This is a genomic window from Ruminococcus sp. Marseille-P328, from assembly GCF_964249465.1.
GTDB classification, from domain to species: domain Bacteria; phylum Bacillota; class Clostridia; order Lachnospirales; family Lachnospiraceae; genus Blautia_A; species Blautia_A faecis.
Genome location: NZ_CAXUBQ010000007.1, coordinates 43108 through 67628, shown reverse-complemented (window position 1 = coordinate 67628; position 24521 = coordinate 43108). Strand labels below are relative to the sequence as shown.

The 24521-nt window shown below is 41.1% G+C and carries 27 protein-coding genes and 1 pseudogene; 6 read left to right on the top strand and 22 right to left on the bottom strand.

From position 1 onward, the window contains the following. Positions 1-24 precede the first annotated feature (24 nt). The 14 genes from ACESTK_RS06805 to ACESTK_RS06740 all read right to left on the bottom strand — a co-directional run bounded on the left by ACESTK_RS06805 (position 25) and on the right by ACESTK_RS06740 (position 14154). On the bottom strand, positions 25-1374 hold the full coding sequence (locus tag ACESTK_RS06805; RefSeq protein ID WP_187566111.1) for a methyltransferase domain-containing protein: 1350 nt from the start codon (positions 1372-1374) through the stop codon (positions 25-27). Between the two features lie 22 nt (positions 1375-1396). Further along, positions 1397-2233: an NAD(P)-dependent oxidoreductase gene (locus tag ACESTK_RS06800; protein WP_148462159.1), complete on the bottom strand. Its 837-nt coding sequence runs from the start codon at positions 2231-2233 to the stop codon at positions 1397-1399. A 17-nt stretch (positions 2234-2250) separates the two neighbouring features. Beyond that, entirely contained in the window at positions 2251-3705 is a 1455-nt protein-coding gene (locus ACESTK_RS06795) for a glycosyltransferase family 2 protein (protein WP_195380266.1), read from the bottom strand. A gap of 19 nt (positions 3706-3724) precedes the next feature. Then, positions 3725-4621 carry a glycosyltransferase gene (locus ACESTK_RS06790; protein ID WP_187566109.1) on the bottom strand — a complete coding sequence of 299 codons (897 nt, stop codon included), beginning with the start codon at positions 4619-4621 and terminating at the stop codon, positions 3725-3727. Positions 4622-4623: 2 nt separating this feature from the next. Continuing rightward, positions 4624-6297 carry a glycosyltransferase family 2 protein gene (locus tag ACESTK_RS06785; RefSeq protein ID WP_148462156.1) on the bottom strand — a complete coding sequence of 558 codons (1674 nt, stop codon included), beginning with the start codon at positions 6295-6297 and terminating at the stop codon, positions 4624-4626. 16 nt (positions 6298-6313) lie between these two features. Continuing rightward, positions 6314-7615: an ABC transporter ATP-binding protein gene (locus ACESTK_RS06780; protein WP_148462155.1), complete on the bottom strand. Its 1302-nt coding sequence runs from the start codon at positions 7613-7615 to the stop codon at positions 6314-6316. Positions 7616-7632: 17 nt separating this feature from the next. After that, positions 7633-8427: an ABC transporter permease gene (locus ACESTK_RS06775; RefSeq protein WP_148462154.1), complete on the bottom strand. Its 795-nt coding sequence runs from the start codon at positions 8425-8427 to the stop codon at positions 7633-7635. Positions 8428-8533: 106 nt separating this feature from the next. After that, entirely contained in the window at positions 8534-9412 is an 879-nt protein-coding gene (locus tag ACESTK_RS06770; RefSeq protein WP_148462153.1) for a glycosyltransferase family 2 protein, read from the bottom strand. A gap of 89 nt (positions 9413-9501) precedes the next feature. Beyond that, a complete protein-coding gene (locus ACESTK_RS06765) occupies positions 9502-10494 on the bottom strand; it encodes a glycosyltransferase (RefSeq protein ID WP_148462152.1) in 993 nt (330 codons plus the stop codon). 20 nt (positions 10495-10514) lie between these two features. Beyond that, positions 10515-11333, bottom strand: a complete 819-nt coding sequence (locus ACESTK_RS06760) for a glycosyltransferase family A protein (protein ID WP_187566104.1) — start codon at positions 11331-11333, stop codon at positions 10515-10517. 128 nt (positions 11334-11461) lie between these two features. Continuing rightward, on the bottom strand, positions 11462-11896 hold the full coding sequence (locus tag ACESTK_RS06755; RefSeq protein WP_148462150.1) for a DUF2304 domain-containing protein: 435 nt from the start codon (positions 11894-11896) through the stop codon (positions 11462-11464). Further along, entirely contained in the window at positions 11893-12621 is a 729-nt protein-coding gene (locus ACESTK_RS06750) for a glycosyltransferase family 2 protein (protein WP_373119263.1), read from the bottom strand. Before ACESTK_RS06750 ends, ACESTK_RS06755 begins: the two co-directional genes overlap by 4 nt. Continuing rightward, positions 12609-13781 (bottom strand): glycosyltransferase, encoded by a 1173-nt coding sequence (locus ACESTK_RS06745; protein WP_373119262.1) that lies wholly within the window; start codon positions 13779-13781, stop codon positions 12609-12611. The genes ACESTK_RS06750 and ACESTK_RS06745 overlap by 13 nt, the downstream gene beginning before the upstream one ends. Positions 13782-14103: 322 nt before the next feature. After that, a complete protein-coding gene (locus ACESTK_RS06740; RefSeq protein WP_373119316.1) occupies positions 14104-14154 on the bottom strand; it encodes a DUF6783 domain-containing protein in 51 nt (16 codons plus the stop codon). Positions 14155-14222: 68 nt separating this feature from the next. On the opposite strand from ACESTK_RS06740, the gene ACESTK_RS06735 reads away from it, so the two are divergent. Both ACESTK_RS06735 and ACESTK_RS06730 read left to right on the top strand, forming a co-directional pair. Then, positions 14223-14945 (top strand): hypothetical protein, encoded by a 723-nt coding sequence (locus ACESTK_RS06735; protein WP_373119260.1) that lies wholly within the window; start codon positions 14223-14225, stop codon positions 14943-14945. Positions 14946-14948: 3 nt separating this feature from the next. Beyond that, on the top strand, positions 14949-15398 hold the full coding sequence (locus tag ACESTK_RS06730) for an HD domain-containing protein (protein WP_373119258.1): 450 nt from the start codon (positions 14949-14951) through the stop codon (positions 15396-15398). Positions 15399-15513: 115 nt separating this feature from the next. Here the strand turns inward: ACESTK_RS06730 and ACESTK_RS06725 are convergent, their stop codons facing one another. The 7 genes and pseudogenes from ACESTK_RS06725 to ACESTK_RS06695 all read right to left on the bottom strand — a co-directional run bounded on the left by ACESTK_RS06725 (position 15514) and on the right by ACESTK_RS06695 (position 21235). After that, entirely contained in the window at positions 15514-16149 is a 636-nt protein-coding gene (locus ACESTK_RS06725; protein WP_330382746.1) for a DUF4317 family protein, read from the bottom strand. Between the two features lie 219 nt (positions 16150-16368). Next, entirely contained in the window at positions 16369-17565 is a 1197-nt protein-coding gene (locus tag ACESTK_RS06720; protein ID WP_373119256.1) for a MalY/PatB family protein, read from the bottom strand. Beyond that, positions 17546-18724: a PLP-dependent aspartate aminotransferase family protein gene (locus ACESTK_RS06715; protein ID WP_373119254.1), complete on the bottom strand. Its 1179-nt coding sequence runs from the start codon at positions 18722-18724 to the stop codon at positions 17546-17548. Before ACESTK_RS06715 ends, ACESTK_RS06720 begins: the two co-directional genes overlap by 20 nt. Positions 18725-18839: 115 nt before the next feature. Further along, the gene (locus tag ACESTK_RS06710) at positions 18840-18950 is read right to left on the bottom strand and encodes a DUF6783 domain-containing protein (RefSeq protein WP_368370790.1); all 111 of its coding nucleotides are present in this window, start codon (positions 18948-18950) and stop codon (positions 18840-18842) included. 17 nt (positions 18951-18967) lie between these two features. Further along, positions 18968-19102, bottom strand: a pseudogene (locus tag ACESTK_RS06705) (AzlD domain-containing protein); the annotation flags it as partial. A gap of 139 nt (positions 19103-19241) precedes the next feature. Then, positions 19242-19595, bottom strand: coding sequence for an Hpt domain-containing protein (locus ACESTK_RS06700; protein WP_148462144.1), 354 nt, complete (start codon positions 19593-19595; stop codon positions 19242-19244). 119 nt (positions 19596-19714) lie between these two features. Beyond that, positions 19715-21235, bottom strand: a complete 1521-nt coding sequence (locus ACESTK_RS06695; protein ID WP_373119252.1) for a C69 family dipeptidase — start codon at positions 21233-21235, stop codon at positions 19715-19717. Between the two features lie 211 nt (positions 21236-21446). On the opposite strand from ACESTK_RS06695, the gene ACESTK_RS06690 reads away from it, so the two are divergent. Together ACESTK_RS06690 and ACESTK_RS06685 are read left to right on the top strand one after the other, a co-directional pair. After that, positions 21447-22211 (top strand): threonine/serine exporter family protein, encoded by a 765-nt coding sequence (locus ACESTK_RS06690; RefSeq protein ID WP_173715802.1) that lies wholly within the window; start codon positions 21447-21449, stop codon positions 22209-22211. 5 nt (positions 22212-22216) lie between these two features. After that, entirely contained in the window at positions 22217-22648 is a 432-nt protein-coding gene (locus ACESTK_RS06685) for a threonine/serine exporter family protein (protein WP_195699653.1), read from the top strand. 8 nt (positions 22649-22656) lie between these two features. Here the strand turns inward: ACESTK_RS06685 and ACESTK_RS06680 are convergent, their stop codons facing one another. Beyond that, on the bottom strand, positions 22657-23694 hold the full coding sequence (locus ACESTK_RS06680) for a DUF3878 family protein (protein WP_373119250.1): 1038 nt from the start codon (positions 23692-23694) through the stop codon (positions 22657-22659). A 267-nt stretch (positions 23695-23961) separates the two neighbouring features. On the opposite strand from ACESTK_RS06680, the gene ACESTK_RS06675 reads away from it, so the two are divergent. Together ACESTK_RS06675 and ACESTK_RS06670 are read left to right on the top strand one after the other, a co-directional pair. Next, complete coding sequence (locus ACESTK_RS06675; protein ID WP_373119314.1) at positions 23962-24033, top strand: DUF6783 domain-containing protein; 72 nt, start codon at positions 23962-23964, stop codon at positions 24031-24033. Between the two features lie 60 nt (positions 24034-24093). After that, positions 24094-24426, top strand: a complete 333-nt coding sequence (locus ACESTK_RS06670) for a helix-turn-helix domain-containing protein (protein ID WP_173715800.1) — start codon at positions 24094-24096, stop codon at positions 24424-24426. Positions 24427-24521 lie beyond the last annotated feature (95 nt).

The following is a 24521-nucleotide window of genomic DNA, read 5'->3' as shown; positions in this document are numbered from 1 at the left end:
TTATATTTCACTTATGTGGATACATCACTTTGATTTTCTTTCCTGTTCTAATGCATCCGCACATTCTTTCCAGCCTTTTTTCGCACTTTCTAACGCTTCCGCACATTCTTTCCAGCCTTTTTTCGCATTTTCTAATGCTTCCGCGCATTCTCCCCAGCCTTTTTTCGCATTTTCCAATGCTTCCGCACATTCTTTCCATTCGGTACGGGTTTCTTCCAATGCCCCTGCACACTTTTTCCACTCAACACGAGTTTCTTCCAGTGCGGCTGTACTTTGCGCCAATTTATCCTCTACATTTTTAAGCTCCGCATTTTTTTCACTCACCATTTGCTGCGATTGCTCTAATGCTTGCTTTAATTCATCAATGTCTCTCTGATTTTTTTCCTCAAAGGCTTTCGCTTTCTTTAACTCATCTGCACACTTTTTCCATCCTTCTTCTGATACAAAGACTTGCTCTTTTAAAGTTCTTCTCTCATTTGGAAGCATTGAAAAATCCTTTTCCTGCAAATCTGCACCTGAAAAATCAAGCACCTGATTCAGCTTTCCTACAAGATTATTACCCTTTTCCTGTAAAAGTCCTTCTAGATGATTGGTGTTTGCCTCTTTTTTGTTTTTATAATAGGTCAGTACAAACAAATGCTGAATCGCATTAAACCATGGATTTAACTGAATCAGTTCATACACGTTTGGATACTTTTTCTCCACTTCCTGCATAAACTCGGTTTCCCCGAAAGTACTTCCTATATATTCACAATCCAGTGCAAAGTCTGCTGTACTATTAATATCTTCGATCCACTCAATAAAAGAATGTCTGGTAAAATATTTCGTGTGTGTATTATCCAGCACACCCGCTTCGCGATAATTAAAATGATCATTAAGCAAATTTAAAAATATATCTGCATTATTCACATTTGGAACACTGATCAGGATTTTCCCTTTATCTTTCAAGTATCTGACTGAGTTTTCAATAACCCTTGTAGGATTTATTACATGTTCAAGAATGTCGATCAAGGCAATATAGTCAAATTCAAAAGACAGACTTTCTAATTCTGCAAATCCTTCATCCGCATAATCAGGCGCTTCAATATTTGTGCAGAATATCTTATTATATTTATATTTTTCCGATGCATTTCGACATGCTTCTGAATCAATATCGATTCCATATAATTGGCATTTTTTATTCAGTAGCATAGCACCAAATTTGCCCTCACCGCAGCCAATATCAAGCACTGTACTTTCTGCATTTACCTGGCGTGCAAGTATCGCAACATTTACATTGTCATTATCTTCATTCACTTTGAATTCCTCATTATGATATCTGTTTTCAGACGAGCGCCATACTAACTGATTCTTTTTTCCATTTCCGAATTCCACACGATCACATCCTTTTATAATGTTATTTCCCTGTTGTCATTAAAATTTTATTTATTTTCGTGCTATCGCCATAAATAATCTTGGAATCATAAGGTCTGTCAGGAAATGCTCCATATTTCAATTTAATCGGAAGTCCCTTTTCTTTAATGAATGCTTCCACCTTATCTTTCAGAGCAACTGGATTTCCTGTGCAGACATTTATAATTCCAGTAATTTCATCCTGTGTGCTTGCAGCTACGATTTCCATTGCAAGATCTTTTATGTCAATGAAATCATATTTGTTTTCACCTGAAGTAAATGGAAATTCTTCTTTTCCATCTTCTACTGCCTGAAGCAGCTTTGTGAAAATAGAACTGTTTCGTCTGTCATCTCCCAGAATGTAATATGCTCTTAACCAGTAAATCTTCACATCTGAATTCTGGGTTAGCAGTAAAAGAGACTGTCTCAATGCATTTTTTGCAATACCATACTGTGATAATGGATTACACGGAGTATTTTCATCCACTGCACCTTCCCAGAATCCAATCTCATGCATGGTTCCCATAACTGCGATTCTTTTGCAGCCGCCATCAATTAAATTCTTCAGAAATGTAAAATGCTTTGATAAGTTTTCCATATGCTTTGGTGAATTATGCACAAATCCATCCTGCCATGCTAAATGAATACATAAATCAGGACATTTTACCTTTTCATAAATTCTGTCATCACCGGAAAATATATCCACATCCAGAATTTCAGCTCTTGAGTCAATTTCCTTATGGTTAAAGTCAATTGCATAAACCTCATGACCTTTTCCCAACAATTCTTTTACTACATATTTTCCCATATAGCCAGCAGCACCAGTTACCAATACTTTCATTATCTTACCCTCCTGATCTAAAAATACCCTTTGTTATGTAGTTTTCTCTTTTTAAAACATTTTTTCAATGGGAAAATATTCAGCAGCGTATTCACCCATCCTTTGGTTTTCACCCGCCGTTCAAATTCCCCTTTCACATTCACAACATCGAGCAGTCTTTCATCTTTAAGTTCCCACACGATTTCCGGATCTGAGTTAATGAAAAATACTCCCTCTTTCGTCTCCAGGCCGTTATGTACACAATCCTCTAACGTAAGTACTTTTTTCTCTCCGTTTGTAAACCAGATATCCACACTGAAATTTTTCAGCATAAACAGTCCTTCTTCACATAAATCGAATCGCATTGCTGTTAAATCATTTGTTTTTTCTTCAAATAGAAACCAGATGTCAAATTGCGGTGCTTCTGCCTTATTCACGGCCTGAATCACCTGATTATTGCTAAACCTTTCACCTTTACTGAAGAAAAGTTGACTTACCATTTCGCCATTGGCATTTACAAGATTCTGAGCTGCACCAGCTGTTGACAGCTCTATGATTCTTCTGATATTTCCTGCCGGCAGAATAATATTCTGACTGTTGTAAGTCTCTTGTACAGAATGATACGTTGCATCCCAATTTTCCTGATCATGCAAGGTGGCAGATGTTTCAATGTTTTTCCAGAATCTGTAGATTGCTGTCGGTGCTTCAATATCGGAAACGCCGCATAAAAAAGCGGTTCTCATAAAATATTCCCAATCTTCTGTCACATTAAGGCTTTCGTTGAATATAATTCCTGCCTTCTGAAAAATATTTACAGGAAACGCCAGAGTCATCAATGGGCATCTGTTAACAGATAACTGATTGATCAAATTAAAGGGAACACAGTAGTTTGCAGACGGAGCAGCCACTGCACAATATCCCAGTTTTTCCAGATTTTCCCAGTCCTGTGCAAATGCAAAAGAATGAAGAATACGGCCCTCGTTTTCTTCTGCACACTTTTTAAATTCCTCTACCCAGTTTGAGAAAAGAATATCATCATCATCAAAAACAGCTGCATACTTGCCCCACGCATGGGAAAAACCATAATTCAGCGGAGTTGTTCTGGTTCCTTCATTCAGACGAAAGAATCTTATTTTCTTTCTGAATTCCTCTTCCTGATCTTCCAGAATTTCTTCGATCAACTTACCATGTTCTTCATCAGCTTTATGCGCAATCAATAATATTTCAAAGTCCTGGCATTCCTGCGCCTGCAGACACAGCAGGGCTTCGCGCAATCCCTGCTCTCTCTTTCCCTGCGTACGGATAATAACGCTTAAAAAAGGAGAATTTTCCTTTTTTTCACCTTGAATGACAGGAAGATATTTCTCTTCGTATAATTTCTGGTTTTCTTCTGTATTTAAATGCTCTAATCCTTTTAAATACAGCCCAACATTACTGTTCGCTGAAAATTCACCAATAATATCTTTCCAACTATTATTATTTTTATTATTCATACTCATTTCCTCAAAGCAATTAGTGATTAAACTTAAATCGCATCTTACAATATTCATCCCCTAAAAATCTTCCGATTTTATGTTCTGGATCTATCATTTGGGGTAAAGTACCCTCTTTTTCTCTTTTACGATATTCCTGCGCTGCTTTTTTTTCGCTTTCACCACCATGAGTCAGATACTGCTGGCAAAGCTTTTCTGCCCTTTCCGGATTTGACCATTTATAGGCAAGAAGCATGGCTGCTTCTGCAGAATAATATATTTCTGCGGATGTAGGCTGCCAGGTTCCTGATAAGGACAGATTTTTAGCATGATATACAATAGCGGATGGCATATAAATGATTTTATAACCAGCCAAGCGCACACGCCAGGAAAAATCCAGGTCATCACAATATAAAAAGAAGGTTTCTGCATCAAAACCATTTATTTTATTGTATACCTCTGTTTTAAACACAGTACAGGCAGTAGATGCCCATTCCGTTTCTCCTGTTTTTGTATTATATTCCTTTGCATGCTCCAGCGGAGTCTGTCTTGCCTCCACCATTCCAACCTCTTTCAGTTTAAGAGGTTCCATCAGCTTACACAGACAGGTTGGCTCCAAAATAACATCTGGATTCATGATCATCATAATATCAGCATCTGTATTCTCAGCCATCAGATTATGACCTTTGGCAGTTCCGGAATTAAATCCAAATACTTTATATTCAAATTCAATTTCCGCCTTCAGCATTTCACGGATATCTTTCTGTGTTTTTTCATCCAGAACAGGAGTTGGTGTAGAGTCACCATAAATAAGCCTCACCTGCAGATCTCCCACGCGTCTGTGATAGACTTTTACAGCCTGCTGAAGGGCTTTCATTGCTTTCACCAAAGCGTCTACCTGATTTCCATAAATTACAGATTGAATTTGTAATTTCATTATTATTTCTCCCATATTCGTTTTTTTCCATATACAGCCAGTCTTGCTGCACTCACAGGAATCTCATAGGATTCGTGTTTTTTTCGTACTGTTTTTAATGCCTCGTCTAATTGATGCTGTCGTTCTTTCTGAATCTTCTGTTCAAAAGGAACTCTATACAAAGATGTTGTTTTTTCCACACAAATATACTTTGTCCTTTGTGCATACCTTACCCATAAATCCCAGTCCTCCAGATAATCCAGTGAGCTGTCAAAGCCCCCAAATTCTTCATAAAGACGTCTCGAGAACATAATGCATTGTATTGGTATAAAATTATGATAACACAGCTCTACTTCATCAAATGCAGTCGTATATCGCTTATTATAAGCTTTAATATGGTATTTGTACGGAGAGGTGCTTTCTACAACAACCGGAGTCTCAAATCCAAATGCATATGCTGCAAGATATTTTCTGTTCTGCGCCAAAGCCTGTACCAGGGTTTCTACATGATCCGCAAAAAAGATATCATCATCGTCCAGAAAATTAATATATTCCCCGGCTGCTTTCGATAATGCAAGATTTCCCGCTTCTGAACGTCCGGCTTTCTTTCCGGTGGAATAATATCGGATATTCAAATCTGAAAATTCTTCTACGATCATTTTTTCAGCAGAAGCCTCACCATCTTCCACCACTATAACCTCTATATTGGAATACGTCTGATTTCGGATGCTGATCAACGCTTCTCTTAAAACTTCTGCACGCTGACAGGTTCGCACAATAATGGAAACCAAAGGACAAAATTCACAATCCTTCTGTGTTTGGATTTTATTGTCACGCGTAATTTCATAATCCCACTCCAGGAACTGTCCCACCTGCGCCCTGGCATAACTTTTATTATTAAAAGAAGAGATACATGAAAAATGTGCCGCAAAAGCCTGAAGCAATTGTTTTTTTGCTCCCGGATAGGGGGCCCGATGTAAAAAAAACACTATTGCAAACTGAAAATAGCCTCTCATCACATCGGAAAAGCTGCCAAAACGATATCGCAGCAGCAGATTATTAATCAGAGAATTTACATACTGCGCCGGCTTCACCGCTCCAATGCTTTCGTACGAATAATGCATTATTTTCACAGTCGGACAATATTTAATTTTGTAATCGGATGCTCTCAGACGCCAACTGAAATCCACGTCCTCCGCATACATAAAAATATTTTTATCAAACCCCTGAAGTTTTTCAAAAATTTCTCTGCGTACTGCAAATGCTGCTCCGGACATCCAACTTGTAATGCCAGTAACAGGATCATAAATTTTGGGATGCTCATATGGCAGCTGTCTGAATTCCCAGGCTCCGATTTCTTTCGATGACTCTGCAATTATCTCTTCCAGCCGCTTAAAAGTATCTTCGAATACCTCTGTATCAACGTTCAAAAAGCAAACAATTTCATCCTTTCCAAAGGATGCTCCTAGATTGTTAGCATTTCCAAAACCCTGATTCTGTTCCTGCTGAATAATCTCAAAACGGCTGAAGTCGTCTTTCTTTTCATAAGCAGTCAGCAATTCTACCGTCTGATCACTGGAATGATTATCCACAAAAAACAACTTCAGATCTGAAGAAAGTGCCTTTGCCTTCAGCAGAGAATCCAGGCACCTTTTTATCCATTTTTCAGAATTATATGTAACAATTACAATATCCATATTTTACCCACAAATTCTATAGAAACATTACATTTTCCTGTCGATTGGAAAAGGCTCTGATCTTGCTTGGAATTTCAATATAAGAAGAATTGTAACCTTGATTTACGACTTCCAGTTCCATAATACCATGAAGCCAGGTAAGCATTTCATGCTTAGACTGTGTACCCTGACCTACCGCTGCTCCTACCAGATAAACACCATTCATGATACGCGGCAATGTATATTCGTACACGATCTCAATAATGTCATTTTTCTTTCCGTTGACCACTTCGCCCTGATTAATAAAATTGTTAATATCAAACAGAGGAAGTCCTTTATTATTCTCCAACACAAATCCAACAATCAGGCTTGGTGCATCTTTCATACACTCAATTACTACATGAGTTCGATAAGTTTTATCAACGTACAGTCGATTTACCGCTTTATCTTCGGAATCTGTAAAAAACAGAGAACGGATTGCCACACTGTCATTGTGAAAACGATCCTCCACAAAACTGATCTTGGGATATTTTCTCTCTTCATCAATTTTTTCCATGAAGACATTCCCTGCAACTTCATCCTGAATATGTCCGGCCACATATTCTGCTGATTTTCGCTTTTCGTCCATATACATATCACAAATATGCGCAGCTTCGCCAAAGGCTCTGACCGTACCATGATCAAGCCATAAAACTCTGGAACACATCTGGCGTACACTTCCGATATCATGAGATACAAAAAGAATCGTAACGCCATTTCGTTTTAACTCATCAAATTTTTTAAAACACTTGTTCTGGAAGAAAATGTCTCCAACACTCAGTGCTTCATCTACAATAAGAATATCTGGTTCCACATTAATCGCAACTGCGAAAGCCAAACGTGCAAACATACCGCTTGAGTAAGTTTTCACCGGCTGATTGATAAAGTCTCCAATATCCGCAAATTCTACGATTCCGTTAAGGCGCTCATCCATTTCCTTACGTGAATAACCCATCATACGGCCATTCAAATATATATTTTCTATTCCAGAATATTCTTCATTAAAGCCAGCTCCAAGTTCCAATAAAGCAGAAACCTTACCTTCTATCTGAATATTTCCTGCTGTCGGACTTAAAACTCCGGTTACAATTTTCAGCAAAGTAGATTTACCGGCACCATTCGTTCCGATAATCCCCACTGTCTCGCCTTTTTTCACATTGAAGCTTACATCCTTAAGCGCCTCAAAAGTTTTACTCTGCTTCTTGCCAAAGCCTAACGCTTCCTTTACACGATCAGACGGTTTATTATATAAGCGATATGTTTTATTCAAATTTTCTATATTCACTGCATAATTTTGCATTCCTAATATCCTCACTTCTATAATACGTCAGCAAAATGCTGTTTTAATTTTTTGAAGCAGCTCATTCCTATTAAACAAAAAGCCAACGCAATCAGCCAATAATACAAATTCCATCCGAATCCATATTCCCAAAAGCATTTTCCACTCATCAATGCGTCACGATAGCCTCGTACCGGATAAAACAAAGGATTAAAGTTCAGTGCCCACTGTACCTTTTCATCAAAAATACTCATCTGCCATACAATCGGTGTTATCCAGAAAACAATCTGTAGAACAATGGATACGATTTGAACGACATCCCTAAAAAAAACAAAAAGTGATGCAGTGAAATACGATATTCCAATGCATACAAGAAGCATGTAGACAATATAATAAACTAACTGTAACCAATACACACTTGGCATCTGTCCATATACGATAAATAATATCGCTGTAAAACCAATTAAAAATAATTGTACAAAAAACACAGATACAACTCTTGCAACTGGCAATATATTAATATTAAACAAAACCTTTTTTACAAGATAACTGTATTCTACTAAGCTTGAAGTTGCATTTGTAATAGAATCACTTACAAAAAACCATGGCAATAAGCCGGATACCAGCCATAATATGAATGGATAGCCGTCTACATCTCCATTTTTGAATCCAATCTGAAAGATGAACCAGTATATTAATACCGTAATAACCGGCTGAACAAATGCCCAGAAAAATCCCAACACAGAACCGGCATATTTTGTTTTAAAATCATCCAATGCAAACTGACTAACAAAAAATAAATTTCCTTTCAATTTCTCACACCATTTTTTCATGTATTCCACCTGATCATTTCAAATATTTGTCCTTTTAAATCGAAGTTATCTTATCATATATGTATATAAAACGCAAGAAAACCACATGAAAAAGTATCTCTCAGACTTACTCTTCTCCCAGCATCTCCAAATAAACCTCACACGCCCCCACAGTCTTCTCCATCATAAACCGAATCCGCTTCTTTTCTGTCCCATAGCTTTTCTTGGTTGCTGCACCGCTTTCATGTTTCACCGACATGGAAGGATCATACACAATATTATAGCCTTTTCGCTGACAGCGCAGCGCCAGTATATATTCTTCGTAGAAAAACCGGGTTTCCGGCTCAAAGGCTTTTTCTTCTTTTTCGACAAATGATGGAGTAAAAATAAGACAGGCGCCAAAAGGGACAATATTTTTCTGAAGCTGACTATAAAGTGTCATATGTTGTTTCTGATTTTCTATCTTGTTTTTTTCCGCTTTTTGAAGCATATGGTAAACAACAGGATACATGACTGGATAAAAACGTAACGCCAGGCGGTTCATTTTTATAGTATATTCTGCTTCTTCTTTGGTTCTAAGTCTGGTATCCATTGGGTTCTGATGTTCACCGGTACTCTGCCTGATCACATCGGGACCCAGAACATAGCATTGATTATTTACATAACTTTTTTCCAGTCTGCTGATAAAGTCTTTTTGTGTAAATTCAATGTCATTATTCAAAACAATGATATAGCTTTTCCCAAAATGTTCTCTGGCGTACTGATACCCTTGATTATTTGCATAAGAAAAGCCGCCATTTTCTTTTATCTGCAAAACCTTGATTCTGGAATTCCCCTGATATTTTTGGAGCAGTTCCTGTCTGTCTTTTTCTTTTTTCTGAATGTCGTTGTCTACGATCACAATCCGGATACGTTCCTGCTGTTCCATTGCCAATATAGACCTGACACAGGTATCCGTTACTGAATAATCTTTATAATGTAATATCACAAAGCTTACGTATTCCATTTGTTTTCCTCTTAATATTTCTACTGAAATTTTACTTCAACATTTAAAATATGAAGCATTGGAAATAGCACGCCACACAATCTTTTTTGTTATTTTTTTTTACTGATCAGCCAGCCAAAGGGCCTAAGAAGTTTCGTTTTTAATAAAAGAATCAATACTTTTACTGCTGCTTTCTGCGTAAATGGAATGTCCACCTTTGCATTTAGCTTTGCTTTACTGTTTTTCCAATAAGCTGGAAAATACATATTTACCGTACAGCTGATATAATCGCACAATTCCCTGATTTTCTCCCATCTTGCTCCCGGGGCGAGCTGAAACAGACAGGTTGCAAAAATCCTCATAACAAACAGCTCATAGAATTCCGGACTGTTCTGAATTCCAATTTTATTTACTCTGGTTAAAGTATTTTCCAGGCCTTTATACGGAAGAGAGTATTTTTCCAAACCTTTGAAATTGTGAATCGCTGACGATGCGTGCTGCACATAATAATACCCGCATTCCGGCAAGGTAGCGATTCTTGGACATACAGCAGAAAAAAACAAAGAAACCGGCATATCCTCCCCTCGCTCACCGCTTTGAAATTTCACGTCATACTTTTCCCACAGTTCCCGTTTGTATAAATGGGAACATACTGCTGAAATTCGGAATGTCCACTCCTCATTTTCCAAACGTTTATACACACCCGGAATAATCTTATTCAGCTCTTTTCCACCTTCGTCCACATAAGTCAGGCCACATATTACCATATCAAGAGTTTCTTTTTCCGCAAGACTGTACATTTTTTCAATATAGTCTTCCTGCAGGTAATCGTCTCCATCCACAAATGTAAGGTATTTTCCGGTCGCTTTCTCTACACCCAGGTTTCTGGCTGCTGCCACGCCTTTATTTTCCTGTTCTAACAGAATAATCCGGCTGTCTTTCTGCGCCAATTTACGCAGAATTTTCCCGCTTTCATCTATACTCCCATCATTGATTATAATGATTTCCAGTTCGGGTAAAGTCTGCGCCATAACCGAGCAGATACATTTTTCTACATATTTTTCACTATTATATACTGGAATAATGACAGATACTTCCGGCATGATTTTCTCCTTAATTCTCTTCACACCTCATTAGATTCTTCACTCTTCTGGTAAACCTTCTCAATCATTTTCGCAACCCACCCCGGCCAGAATTTCCGGAACATATATAAGTCTTCCGCTCTTCTTCCGTTTTCCTCAATCAGTTCCGAGGTTGTGGATTCCTGATGGATCCGGTGCTCCATTCCTGCCCTTGCAGTGTATGCAAACTCGCCTTTTCGCCTGGAAATTTCTTCCCATGCCTGCCAGTCAATGTTGCTTTTCATGTTATTTTTAAAGGAAAAACTGTCCAGATTTTCTTTTACAAGGGTGACTGCAGGGCAACAGATAGCCGATCCTATAGAGAGAATTCTCCTCCGAACAAAGCGGTTTTTCCAAAAGACTGTCAGTTTCAGAGGAGTCAGAAGCAGGCGTTTTACCTTAAGAAGCCGGTTAGTTGTCACTGTTTTTCCATTTCGAAGTTCATTGTAGTCTGTAAAAATAATAAGAGGATGACGACATTTCTTCGCAGCTGCCAGTACATCCTCCGTGTAGTTTACATAATATCTGTCATCCTGATGAGCGAGGGTTACAAGCGGTGTTGTTGCACAGCTATAGGCAAAATTCCAGTCTCCGGCAAGACCTTTTTCACCGTGGTTTATATGAACAGGTATTCCATACTTCTCACCAATTCCATATATATATGAATTGGGAGTTGAAGTCGCGATCAGAATTCTGGTTCTGACCTTCTGCGCCAGAAGAGACTGTACACATTCTTCCAAATACGGACTCTCACCGTACGCGCATACCGCAAATGTATGAAGATTTATTTTATCACTATTATCAAAATTCTTTAATCCCATATTTTTCATTTTCTCTATAAACTTTTAGATATATTCATTCCAGAACATGTTTGAAAAAGGCTTTCTGCAAAATATCCCCCAAAGTTGGGAGTACAGACTGCTGGAATGATTTTCAAGGAAACCATTGGTCATCTTCCCTCTCCAATACCAATTTCAGCCTCTATCTCCTGCTTTTCTACTTCTTCCCGTTCCAATAACGTCTCTTTCTCATCTACTTTATCAATCTTCTTATTCTCAGCCTTGGAACGAAGCGCAACTTCTGCAGATAACACTCCAATCTTGTCTTCCAGCTGAGATACAATAATAGATAAGGTAAATATTTTTTCCACCAGCAGGAAAATGATCACCAGAAACACCAGATTACTTGGTGACATAATTCCGAATATACGACACAATTCATAGGAAATTTCCGGAAAGATTGCCAGCAAAAGTAAAATGGCCGCGAAAAAAATCCAAAAAATAGCGTCCTCCATTTTGACTTTATTTTTTCGGATTTTCCGAAGAATCCATCCAACAGTCAGAACAGAGGCAATAATAAGTAAACCTTTCAGCGTGTCGCTCATTTTTTGTCTCCTTTCTCTCGTTTACGCACCCATTGAAAAATAAAAATAGAAAAGAACATTTTCATCATATACCAAATGGAATTTTTGAAATCCAGGTAGCTGGTTCCGGCAATTCGCTCGTGCATTTCTACCTGCACTTCTTCAATCTTTACCCCGCAATTCAAAAGGTATGCCAGAGTATCCGGTTCCGGACTGTAATTGATATCGTAGCCAAAGCGTTTGATCATGCGCTTATTAAAAAGGCGCATTCCGGAAGTTACATCTCCAATATATTTCCCGCCTGTGGTTATCATGATGGCGTAGGTAAGCAGCTGGCTTCCAATCATTCTGGAATTAACAGGCTTGCGTTTGGTCTTAAATCTGGACCCAATCACAATATCACAACCGGTCCGCTCCATCTCCGTAATCATATCCTCTATATACTTGGGATCATGCTGACCATCGCCGTCCAGCTGGAGAACGTAATCATATCCATAATAGTTCGCATAGCGCATACCGCTTTTGATCGCGCCGGAAAGTCCGGTGTTTACAGGAAGATCCATGAAATTATAACCGCGGCGGGCACATATCTTACGGGTGTCATCGGTGGAGCCATCATTGATCACCACGTAATCATATTGAGGATAATTCTTTTCCAGGTTGTCTACTACCTTTTCTATACATCCAGCTTCATTGTAAGCTGGTATAATGATCAGAATTTTTGATATTGTTTTTATTGAAGCCATGAATTCTCCGTTCTGTGTTTCTCCACAATCTCCACCAGTTCCCGTGCTCTCGCCTCAAAAGAATATTGCTCCTTAATCAGCGGCCACTGCTCGTCGACTTTTGCTTTCACTTCTTCATAGTTGTTCTCAATTTCCTTCACGCACTGGTGAAATTCTTCTTTATTGCTATAGTACAGCACTGCTTCCGGAAAGATTTCCCTGAGCTCATCGCAGCAGTCAGATATTACCGGGAGACCGCAGGCCAGGGCATCGAAAATGCGATTATTCACAAACTGATAATCCAGCATGTCTTTCCAGTGGTCGTTCAATGTGACGCGGGCACTTCGGTAAAGGACGGGAATCTGGCTGTTTTCGATGAAAACGTCCTGTACCATGGTCTTGTCCGGGCCTAACATGGCTTTCCAGCCGGCACCCCAGATTTTCAGTGGAAGCTTATCCTGGGCTGCCCAGAGTACGCAGGGACGGGCTACGCCACGGGAATTTCCGATGAATAAATAATCTTTTCCACGGCTGCATTCAGCTGCCTGATCCGGGTAAAAAAGCTCAGTGTCTGTACACTGAAGCAATGGATAAACAGGAACCGTAAGCTTCGCGTGAAGCTCCCTGGCATAATGGCGGGAACCTACGCATACAATATCATAGAGCTGGTATTCTTCTTGAGTAACCATCTCCGGGTGGCTGATATTCCACATAATGTAGAGGCATTTGGTGTTCCGGCGATCCGGACGGTAAAATTCGCAGCCTCGAAGTACAAGAACCACATCTGCGTTCACTTCACAGTCCCAGTCTTCGTGCAGGTCAATTATAGTGTACATTCCCATTCGATCCAGGTAACGTTTCAAGGCAACGGCATACGCATAATCGCCCCAACGGATCTTTTTTTCCTCAGGAGCAGGACATTTGATCACCCAGATCTGGCGTTCTTTCGCTTCACGCAGCACCTGTGCAGCCCGTTTTCCCCAGTCGTCCCGGCGATGCAGTTCCTGTGACACATATTCCTTCAGCTCCAGCATGGACTGGCTGTTTTTCTGAAGCTCCAGGAGGATTTTTTCCTGGCGTCTATTCTCTTTTTCCAGTTCACGCAGCTTATTGTCCATATAGGTGCGGCTTACCGGAATAAAGCTTCGTAATTTCTGTTTCAGGGTATTCCAAAAGCTCATATAGAAACTCCTTGTATAATAAGTTGTCAATCGGTAAAAATCTGTTTTTGAGTCTTTGGCTTTTATTATAACGAAATATGACAGGAAACGCAACTCCCCACAGCAAATCACCAAACAGGACAGTAGCGCAGCGTTACTGCTCACTGGTAACGTTCCGCGAAGCGCGTTACTGTGAACGGATTGAACAGTAACAGCGCAGGCGCTCTGCAATTTTCTCCTGAAACAGTAACCCTTCACAATTTTTTCACGTTTTTTTCTACCATTTATCACTAGGAAAGTAATTTCGAATTTGCTATAATAGTTTCACGACATCAGAGCATGTTTAAAAAAGGCTTTCTGCAAAATGTGCATCACAATTTGTGGGATATTTCATCCCCATCTTTATTCAACAAACGCATCAAACTTTTCTGACATTATAAATCTTAGGAGGATACCGAATTCATGCGAAGAAAAAAGAGCTTACTAATACCGGCTGTGCTGGCTTTTTCCCTTTGCACCGGTGCTGTTGTCCCAGTACTGGCGGAGGAGACCTCACAGACAGCTGATGCAGCAGATAATGAACAAGAGGCACATACACAAAGTGCTACAGATACTTCTGATTCCTCTTATGAAAAAGGCACCATCACAGACACTGATTTTCAGAGTGAGTGGCTAAATCTGAAATTCACACCGCCGAAAACAGTTGTCATGAATACAGAGGAAGAGCTCCAGTCTGTTATGAAGCAGGGCCAGACTACTCTGGAGGAAGCTTCCGGGGTGGAGCTTGGAGAGGATGCTTTGTCCGGCACTGTTTATGAAATGATGGCTTCTTCCATCTCTGGTTTTCCTAATGTTTCCTTAGTTGTCGAGGATGCCGCTCTGGAGAATATGACTGTCGACCAGTATTTTCTGGCTGCACAGCAGATGTTGGATGCTACCGGGATGGGCTATACTTATTCAGACGTAACAGATATACAGATTGCCGGGCAGGATTTCCGTGTTATGGAAACAAGTGTGGCAGTCAATGACTATGAAGTTCTTCAGAAATATTGTACCCGCAAACAGGGAGGAAAGTTTGTCTCCATTATTTTATCATACACCACAGATACCACAGCAGAAGCAGATGAAATTCTGGCAGCTTTTACTCCATTAAATACAGACACGGAGGCTGCGCCTGCAGAATAAACTATGGTCTATACTCCCTTAACCATAAAAGCCATAAAAATTGCATATAAAGCACACGAAGGACAATATGACCAAAGTGGGGTTCCTTATATTCTTCACCCGGTTCATCTTGCAGAACAAATGACAGATGAAACTACCACCTGCATTGCCCTGCTTCATGACGTTCTGGAAGATACTGCCCTGACTCTTCCTGATCTGGAAGCGGAATTCCCAAGAGAGATCACAGAGGCAGTCCAGCTGCTTACACACGCTCCTTCCGATGATTATCTGAATTATGTGCGCAGACTTTGCGAAAATCCGCTGGCTCGTAAGGTAAAGATTGCGGATCTCGCCCATAATTCAGATGAAACACGGCTTTCTTCCGTCACGCCGGATCCAATGCAGCTAAAGCACTGGCGGACGAAGTATGCAGCTGCAAAGGAGATCATACGGGAATACGAGAATATCCCATAAAGTAGAACTCCAGACTATGTAAAAAGGTACTCTGTTATATTGGTATCAACATAATTGATATCAATATAACAGAGTACCTTTATTATATTTTGCAAAAGCAACTGTTAGATTTCTATTATTTCACCCGCAAAATCGACCTCACCAGTTCCAGATGCGGTCTGTCTGCATCCTTCTGGAACACGGCCACATGGTTCAGGTCTGCGCCTCCATCTGTATATGCCGGAAAAAGAAAGCCGCACTCCGGCTCACCTGGCTCGTATTCATCTGCAAGAGGACAAATTACACAGATCAGATATTCAAAAACAGCTTCTGATTCCCCCAGCCGCTCCTTATCTGCTGCCTTTGCCGGAATATCATATCTGTCGTGGAAAATATAAACTGCATAAGGTCTCCTGCTTTTATAATTCTCCATTACAAGATCATAGAAGCTGTCCATAAGAGCATCGTTTTTCAGCCCACATTCCCGGATTGCCATCAAAAGCTGCCACACGGTTCCTGGCCTTCTGTCTGCATCTGCAAATTCATAACGTTTCAGATTTACATTTGTTGCTGCAAAGGGAACTACCTTGGCAAGCTCAATGTTTTTCTTCTTTTCTGCGGCAGACAGCTTTAAAAAATTCACGTTAAAGCTGCCGTCAAAGTCCCCGTCCTTATCCACATAACATCCCGCAATCCTTGTAAAAGAACTCCGGGCAACATTCATCCTCCTGGTCAGCGCCAGCATATCTTCACGGTCGATTTTGTTGGTCATGGTTTTCTCCTGTGTATACGCAAAATGTTTTTTCTATTTTACCATTCCTATGCGCTATACACAACAAAAAGTAAAAATATCTCCATTTAAAGTGCTTTTCTAGTTACTGTTCACTGGTAGCATTCCGCGAGGTGTTTTTTGTGAACAAAGTTCACAGAAAACCCGAGAGTTGCGGCGCGAAATCATGCAAAGCATGATTTCTGTGCATCGCGAAGCGTGTTACTGTGAACGGAGTGAACAGTAACACGCTTTTCTAATCCGCTCCAACGCCTCCGTCAGCGTTGCCCTTGGACACGCCACATTAATCCTCTGGAATCCTTCGCCTGCTTTTCCGAAAATCTTTCCACTGTCAAGCCAAAGTCTGGCCTTGTTAAGGATCAAATCCTCCAGTTCCTCAACAGTCAGGCCTGTCTCACGGAAGTCCAGCCACACCAGATACGTGCCTTCCAGATCTGTCATCTTCACCCCAGGCAGATATTTTTCCACATACTCTTTTGTGTAATTGATATTCGCCTCCACATAAGCATGCATTGCCTGGTACCACTCTTCACCTTTGGAATAAGCAGCCTCTGTTGCCACCAGTCCCAGAACCCCGAGCTGGCTGGTTCCTGCCGCATCCAGCTGCTTCCGGAATTTTCGGCGAAGCTCCGGATTGGGAATAAAAATATTGGAAATCATCATACTTGCAAGATTGAAAGTTTTACTTGGGGAAGTGCAGGTAATGGAAATATCCTGAAACTCCTTTTTCAGACTGGCAAACACCTGATGCTTTCCCTTAAAAACAAAATCCTGATGGATTTCATCACTGACAACGGTCACACCATTCTTTACGCAGATATCTCCTATTTTTTCCAATTCTTCTGCGCTCCACACTCTTCCCACCGGATTGTGCGGATTGCACAGGAAAAACAGTTTTACATTTTCCTCCACGATTTTCTTTTCAAAATCCTGAAAATCGATGTGATAGCGGTTGTCTTCTCCCTGATAAAGGTTGCTGCTCACCACTTTTCTGCCATTGTCCTGAATAACTTCTGAAAAAGGATAATAAACGGGAAGCTGGATCAGCACACTGTCTCCCGGCTGCGTGTATGCTTTTACCGCCATCGCCAGGGCAAAAACAACTCCTGGTGTTTTGATCAGCCAGTCCTCCTGTATCTCCCAGTTGTGGTGAAGCTTCATCCAGCTTGCCAAGATTTCAAAATAAGGGGTCTGCACCTCACTGTATCCGAAAATTCCCTCTTTTGCACGCTCTACCAGCGCATCCTCAATATAAGAAGAGGTCTCAAAATCCATGTCTGCGACCCAAAGAGGCAGCACATCTGCCGGTTTTCCCCTTTTTACGGCAAAATCATATTTCAGACATCTGGTATTTTTTCTGTTAATCACTTTATCAAAATCAAGATTTCTTTCCGCCATGTAATTCTTCCTCTGTTTCTGCAAATACTTTTTCAAATTCATCAAGAAGATCCTGTGTATCCTCGATTCCAACAGAGAGGCGAAGGGTTGCCTCTGTAATTCCGTTGCGTTCCCGTATCTCCTTCGGCACATCCGCATGCGTCTGGGTAGTTGGATATGTGATCAACGTCTCCACGCCGCCAAGACTTTCTGCAAACTTGATCATCCGCACTTTTTCCAGGACAGAAAGGGCAAATTCCTTGCTTTCCAACTGGAACGTAAGCATGGAACCAAATCCTCTGGCCTGCTTTTTCATAATCTCATATCCCGGGTGATCTGGTAATCCCGGATAGATTACTCTGGTCACTGCGCTCTTTGTTTTCAGCCATTCTGCGATTTTGAAAGCATTTTTCTGTGCCTGCTCCATGCGGATTCCAAGAGTTTTGATACCGCGGAGGATCAGCCAGCTGTCAAAAGGAGCCAGGCCGGAGCCTGTGGTTTTAATAAGAAAACGAAGCTTTTCGCTGATATCCTCTCTGTTGGTTACCAGAAATCCTGCCAGGGTATCATTATGTCCGCCCAGGAATTTGGTTCCGCTGTGCACTACAATGTCCGCTCCCAGTTCCAGCGGATTCTGGAAATATGGAGATAAAAATGTATTGTCTACTATGAGAAGGAGATTATGTCTTTTTGCAATTTCCGCAAGTGCCGCAATATCAGTGACATTCATCATGGGGTTGGTTGGAGTTTCAATATAAATTGCTTTTGTGTTTTCGTTTACATAACTTTCCACATTTTCTTTCCAGCAGTCGATTCTGGAAAAATGGATTCCGTTTTTCAAAGAAACATTGTCAAAAAGCCGGATGCTTCCGCCGTACAGGTCTGCATCTATAATCAGATGGTCTCCTGGTTTAAACAGCTCCATTACCAGAGTGATTGCTGCCATTCCAGTGGAAAAAGCCAATGCGTCAATTCCGTTTTCCAAGGTTGCTACAATTTTTTCCAGATGCTCTCTGGTTGGGTTCTGCAGTCTGCTGTAATCAAAGCCTGTGCTCTGACCTACTGCCGGATGCTCATATGTTGCTGTCTGATAAATCGGAAAGCTGATAGATCCATAATTGTTACAACAGCCTTCCTCTTCTTCCAAATGTAAACACTTTGTATTGATTCCTCTTGCCATGATTTTCCTCCAGATTCGTATGATCGCGTTCAGAGAAATGTTTTCTCTCTTTTTTGTCTGAAGATATCATAGCAAGATAAGCGGATTTTGTATAATTCATTTTACCTTGAGTTCGTTATAGAATATTGCTATATCTGATTAGATACGTTAGATTTGGTGTATTGCCAATTTCAGCGCGTGTTTGAAAAAGGCTTTCTGCAAGATGTGCGTCATAATTTGCGGGAATACTTTTTCAAACACAGTCTAAAACACCCTCTGCACCAGCAGCATATACAAAATCGTTCCACCGCCAATACTAAGCAGTGTATTCTTTTTCCACTTATGCAAAAATACGATAAACAAAATCGCAATGGCTTCTGGCAGCCCATAAGGTCCGCTTCCGTTCCTTCATAGTTACACTCTTCGCGATGCACAGAAATCATGTTTCCCATGTTTTCGCACCGTACTTCTTGGGTTTTCTGTAAACGAAGTTCACAAAATATCTCTTGGGATGATATCTGCTGAATAGGAGCAGGCATTAATTACCGGCCAGTTCCCTGATAGCATCTGTCAAGGTCGTGTACTGCTCTTTCACCTGCGCGTAAAGCTCATCACTTCCTGCGGTTTCTCTTCCTCTTAATACCTCCGTAAGCTCTGCACTGACCTTATACAATTCTGTAAATCCAAGGTTCAGGCACACACCCTTCAGGGTATGGGCTGCACGGAATGCTTTCTCTCCATCCTGTGCGGCAAGACCATCTGTCAGCTCCTGAAAACTTGGATCATTAAGAAATTTCACCGCAAATCTTTTCACAAGCGCTTCGCTTCCCAGTCTTTTCAGAACTCCATCGTAATCTGAGCCAACTTTCTCATAACATTCTTTTATTGTCATTCCAGCCTCCTTAATTTTCATTCCGGTTCCCTATGTAACTGCTTTCTGCACTTTATTATATTAAATTGAAAGAAATTTGTCCACAGGTTTCTAGAGCGTGTTTGAAAAAGGCTCTGACATTACGCATCAGACCTGGAATAAGCATTCTTCATCTGATTACTCAGCTCATAAAGCACTTTATTCAGTGTGTCAGAAGCCTCTTTTTTCACCATATCCGCAATTTCCTGGTTGGCCTGATGGCGAAGGGACATTCGCTTCGCTGCGTCAGACTCTTTTTCCAGAAGAGCGTCATATTTGCCAATCAGCTGGTGGCCTTTTGACATTACACGCTCCTGATAACGTTCAATATGGAAAATGGAGCTCTTATAAGAAGCATCTGCCATGGCACCGATCATGCGGCTTACCCAGTAGAAGCTGTCAGTGGTTACTTCCCTGGTGGTGCTGGAAAAATAGTCCGGAGTGGTATCAATTGTGGCATAAAACGGCACCAGCACATTAAATGCATTGGATGCAAATGCAACCCATTCCAGAATATTGCAGTCCTTTTCCATGCCTGGTCTCATCTGGATCAGAGACAGGAAATCTGTACGGTTCACACCGATAGAACGGAATGCTCCGCGCTGTTCTTTTTCTCCATAGGAAGCATATGGATCATAAGAGGTTCCCTGATAATGGGAGGACAATACATATTTCACATCCTCTACAGTAATCTTTTTTTCCGGAATCATGCACCATGGCAGATCATCAGAATATGGAGTAAATTCTGCATTTACGCCATCCCAGATTTTTGTCTTCGGGTTCAGGGTCCTCAGCATATACCATGCACGTGGAGTATTATAAACATGGTCGGAATCGTCATGGCTTCCGAACGCATCTCTTGGATTCAGTACACCATCCAAGGAAAGATCCAGGTGATTTTTGCTGATAAATTCTTTCAGGTCAGCAGAACACATGTATTCCAGATTCGCATATTCCTCACATGTGCACTGATATTTTTCCTGATCCCGCAATGCCTTTTCCAAGTCAAATTTATCAATTCCAAGCTGATTTGGCATTACTACATACGCCTCATCCGGAACCTTTCTTGCCATCCAGTGATGACCGCCGATGGTTTCCAGCCACCAGATTTCGTTTTGATCCTGGAAAGCAATTCCATTCATCTCATAGGTTCCGTATTTCTCCAGAATGCTTCCAAGACGGACCACACCTTCGCGGGCGCTATGAATGTATGGAAGAACAATGGATACAATATCTTCCTCTCCGATTCCACCGGCTGCTTCCTCCTTACCGTCCTGGGCCGGCTGATAGATTACCAGAGGATCCGCACCAAGTACCCGGGGATTGGAAGTAATCGTTTCTGTAGCAGTCATTCCCACATTTGCCTCATTTACACCGCTAGCTGCCCAGATTCCTTCGCCGTCTACTGCATTTGGCACAGATGTATAGCCCATTGGATCATCTGGAAGATCAATTTCCACATGAGAAATCACAGATTTATATTTCCGCGGCTGTTCCTGTGGATGAACCACCACAAATTTTTTGGGCATATAATGTCCAGAACCGGAATCATCATTTCTTGCGATCATGGTAGAGCCATCATAAGATGCCTTTTTTCCAACTAAAATTGTAGTACAACCCATTTAAATTTCCTCCTGAAAATATTTCGTAATCTACTATGCACTATGTTAGCACAATCGGGCATTTTATGGAATACAGAATTCCGGAAATCAATTATTTAACGGTTGTATTGCCTGCCATTAAGCTTTATACTTATGTTATTCCCGGAGCAAAATGATGCGAAAAGGAATCCTGCCTGTCAGGGCTTTTCTATAACTTAAAGGAGTATTCCTTATGCAGACATCTAAAGATTATTTGCATGTTTTTCTTGATATGGGCGACGCACTGTTAAACAGCGGCGCAGAAATTTTCCGGGTGGAGGACACCCTGAACCGGATGGGTTATGCCTGTGGTGCTACCCATATGAACGTTTTCGTCATCACGTCCAGCATTGTTATTACTATGGAATTTCCCGGAGATGGCGCACGGACGCAGACACGGCGCATTCATGAATGTGGGGGGAATGATTTCACCAAGCTGGAGCAGCTCAATGACCTGAGCCGCCGTTTCTGCAGTCATCCGGTTTCTGCTGCGGAGCTGCGAAATGAATTTGAGAAGATCAATGCAAACAGACCTAAGCCTCTTTGGAAACTGCTTGGAAGCGTTCTTGCAGCCTGCAGTTTTGCCCTTTTCTACGGCGGCACTATTCCGGATGCCATTACTGCCGGCATTGCTGCAATCCTGATATGGAGCCTGCAAAAATATCTAAGACCAGTATGTATGAACGAGGTTACTTTCCAATTTGCAGCGTCTTTTCTCACAGGCTGCGCCATTTGCGGATTTACTTTGCTCTGTCCTTTCCTTCACATGGATAAGATTATGATTGGTGATATTATGCTTCTGATCCCAGGACTTATGTCAACTAATGCGATCCGCGATGTACTCATTGGTGATACACTTTCGGGTATTATCAGGCTGATCGCCGCGTTACTTCTTGCAGCAGCACTGGCGCTTGGTTTTATGGGCGCAATTATTCTTTTTGGGAGGTTTGGACTTTGATCACAATGACGGTTATACAGCTGATTACCGGAGCTATTGGATCTGTGGCTTTTGGTCTTCTTTTTCACATGAAAACCAAATATCTGCCTCTGGCTGCTGCCGGCGGTTTTCTTAGCTGGCTGGTCTTTCTCTTTGGGAAGAGTCTGTGGGGAAATGTTTTTCTTCCGGCACTACTGGCTGGTTTTATTGCAGATGTGTATGCGGAAATCCTGGCAAGAATCTGCAAGGAAACTTCCACTTCTTTTTTCGTTACTTCCGTGATTCCGTTAATTCCCGGAAGTACCCTTTATTACTGCATGAGCAGTATTGTAGAGGGAAATCCCATGCAGGCACTTAACTATGGGAGAGATACCTTTCTCTTCGCGTTCGGAATCGCCGCTGGGATGAGTATTGCGTGGGCGATCTGTTATTTTCTGAGAAGTGTTAAAGCACGATAGTTTCTTACTCACAGTTTTCGGATTTCCACCTTGCGATTCCGCCAGCCCTTTTTCCAAACCATGAGAAAAACCTGAAAATCCAGGCTGTCCCTGGCGGTTGTAAAAGGCTCTTCTCTTAATACCTCCGCATGGATTCCGTCCCGGGTCAGTTTTTCCTGCAGTTTTCCCGCTTTTGACAGCAGGCTTTTTAACTGCTGATCAGCCTCATTTCCAAAATTCCGGTCAGGATAAGCCGCCGCTGCGCTTTTTATTTTTCCGGTAAGAAGATCAATCACTGCACTATGCTTATTCTTGTGTAATGCCCTGGCAAAAATCCTGGCGATAAATGGAGCTGGAAATTTCTTATAAACATGCAACAACCGAAGCAGAGAAAAATCCCGGGCTTCTTCTGCCAGCCCTTCCATTACCTGAAATGCTGCTGCAGACGGCTTCCAGGGGTCTTCCTTTGGCACAATATACTGTTTCGGCACTGCCGGATAACAACAATAATTCAACGGTGGAAAGTCCGCCAGCTGCACAAGTGCCCTTTCTTCTTCTGTACAAAACTCTTCTCCCAGATATTCCAGCTTATCTCTTGCAATGGCGATCCGATATTCCAGCTGACGCAGATATTCATATCCAGGCACCCAGAAATGACCGATCTCCCCATAGTTATAAAGATAAACCTCCAGATCCAGCATTCTGAAAAACAGGGTGACTACGTTCTCCCCCTGCCATACTACCAGTATATATTCATCCCCTTCCTGACTTAAGGATGATTTCAGAGGGCCTTCATAATTCTCCAGATAAGAGCCTGTAAGTCTGGCGTCCCGGAAAATGAGAAAGCTTTCTACGGCATCATTCATCAAATAAACAAGGCGGATATCACCTGGATTTTTCTCTTTTCCCACTCTGGCAAGGCTGTCTTTTTCGCCCTGTTTTCTCTCATTATTTTCATATGTCTCATAACATTCCCATTCAGCCTGTGCTCCGTTTTCTTTCGGAAACAGCAATTCAAATTGCTCCTGTTCCAAAAGCTCCTCCAGCATTTCAAATGTATCCTGCATCTTATGATTACCTCAAACTGTTCGATTCCTGTTTCCAATTTCACTTTTTATTATATGGGTATCTGACAGAAATGTCAAAATAACGACAACAGATATATAGCTATAAAATAAATAGCATACAATTTACAGCTTACATTTTTCATATATTTTCTATATACTTTATATTATGGATAAAGAAGCTGTCGTTCCATAATATAAGAACCCGCAGGCAATCAGGAAGCGGTGAAACCGTTCCATAGATTGCCAGAGCATGTTTGAAGAAACTGTTTGAAAAGGGTTTTCTGCAAGATGTGCGTCAGAATTTGCAGGAGATTTTGTTCAAATTGGAAAGCAGCTTAAATACGTGTAAAATCACAGGTAAGCCAGTTCGGCACCTGTTAAAAAGATTGGAGAACGAATATGAATCAGATTGATTACGAAAACTTAGGATCCCGAATGAAAGAACTGCGAATCAAAATGAAGCTTACCCAGGCAGAAGTTGCCAAAGCTCTGAATGTAACTCCTGGCTACATCAGCAACGTGGAGAATAACCGTACTGCAATGTCCCTGCGTATCCTTATTTATTATGCAAGGCTGCTGAACATCTCCCTGGATTCCCTGATTGGCAGAATTGATTCTGAATACCGTGAAACTGCCCTGGACCGCGAGCTTTCCGAGCAGGTACATAAAATGAGTATTCCAGAGAAACAAAAGCTTCTGAAAACCATGAAGGTATGGATGGAAGAAGATTGATTCTGAACGTAAAAGGGGCTGTCTATTTCCTGACAGCCCCTTTTGTAACTTTATGGTGTTTATAGTATTATATCAGATTTTATTCCCCATTTCTG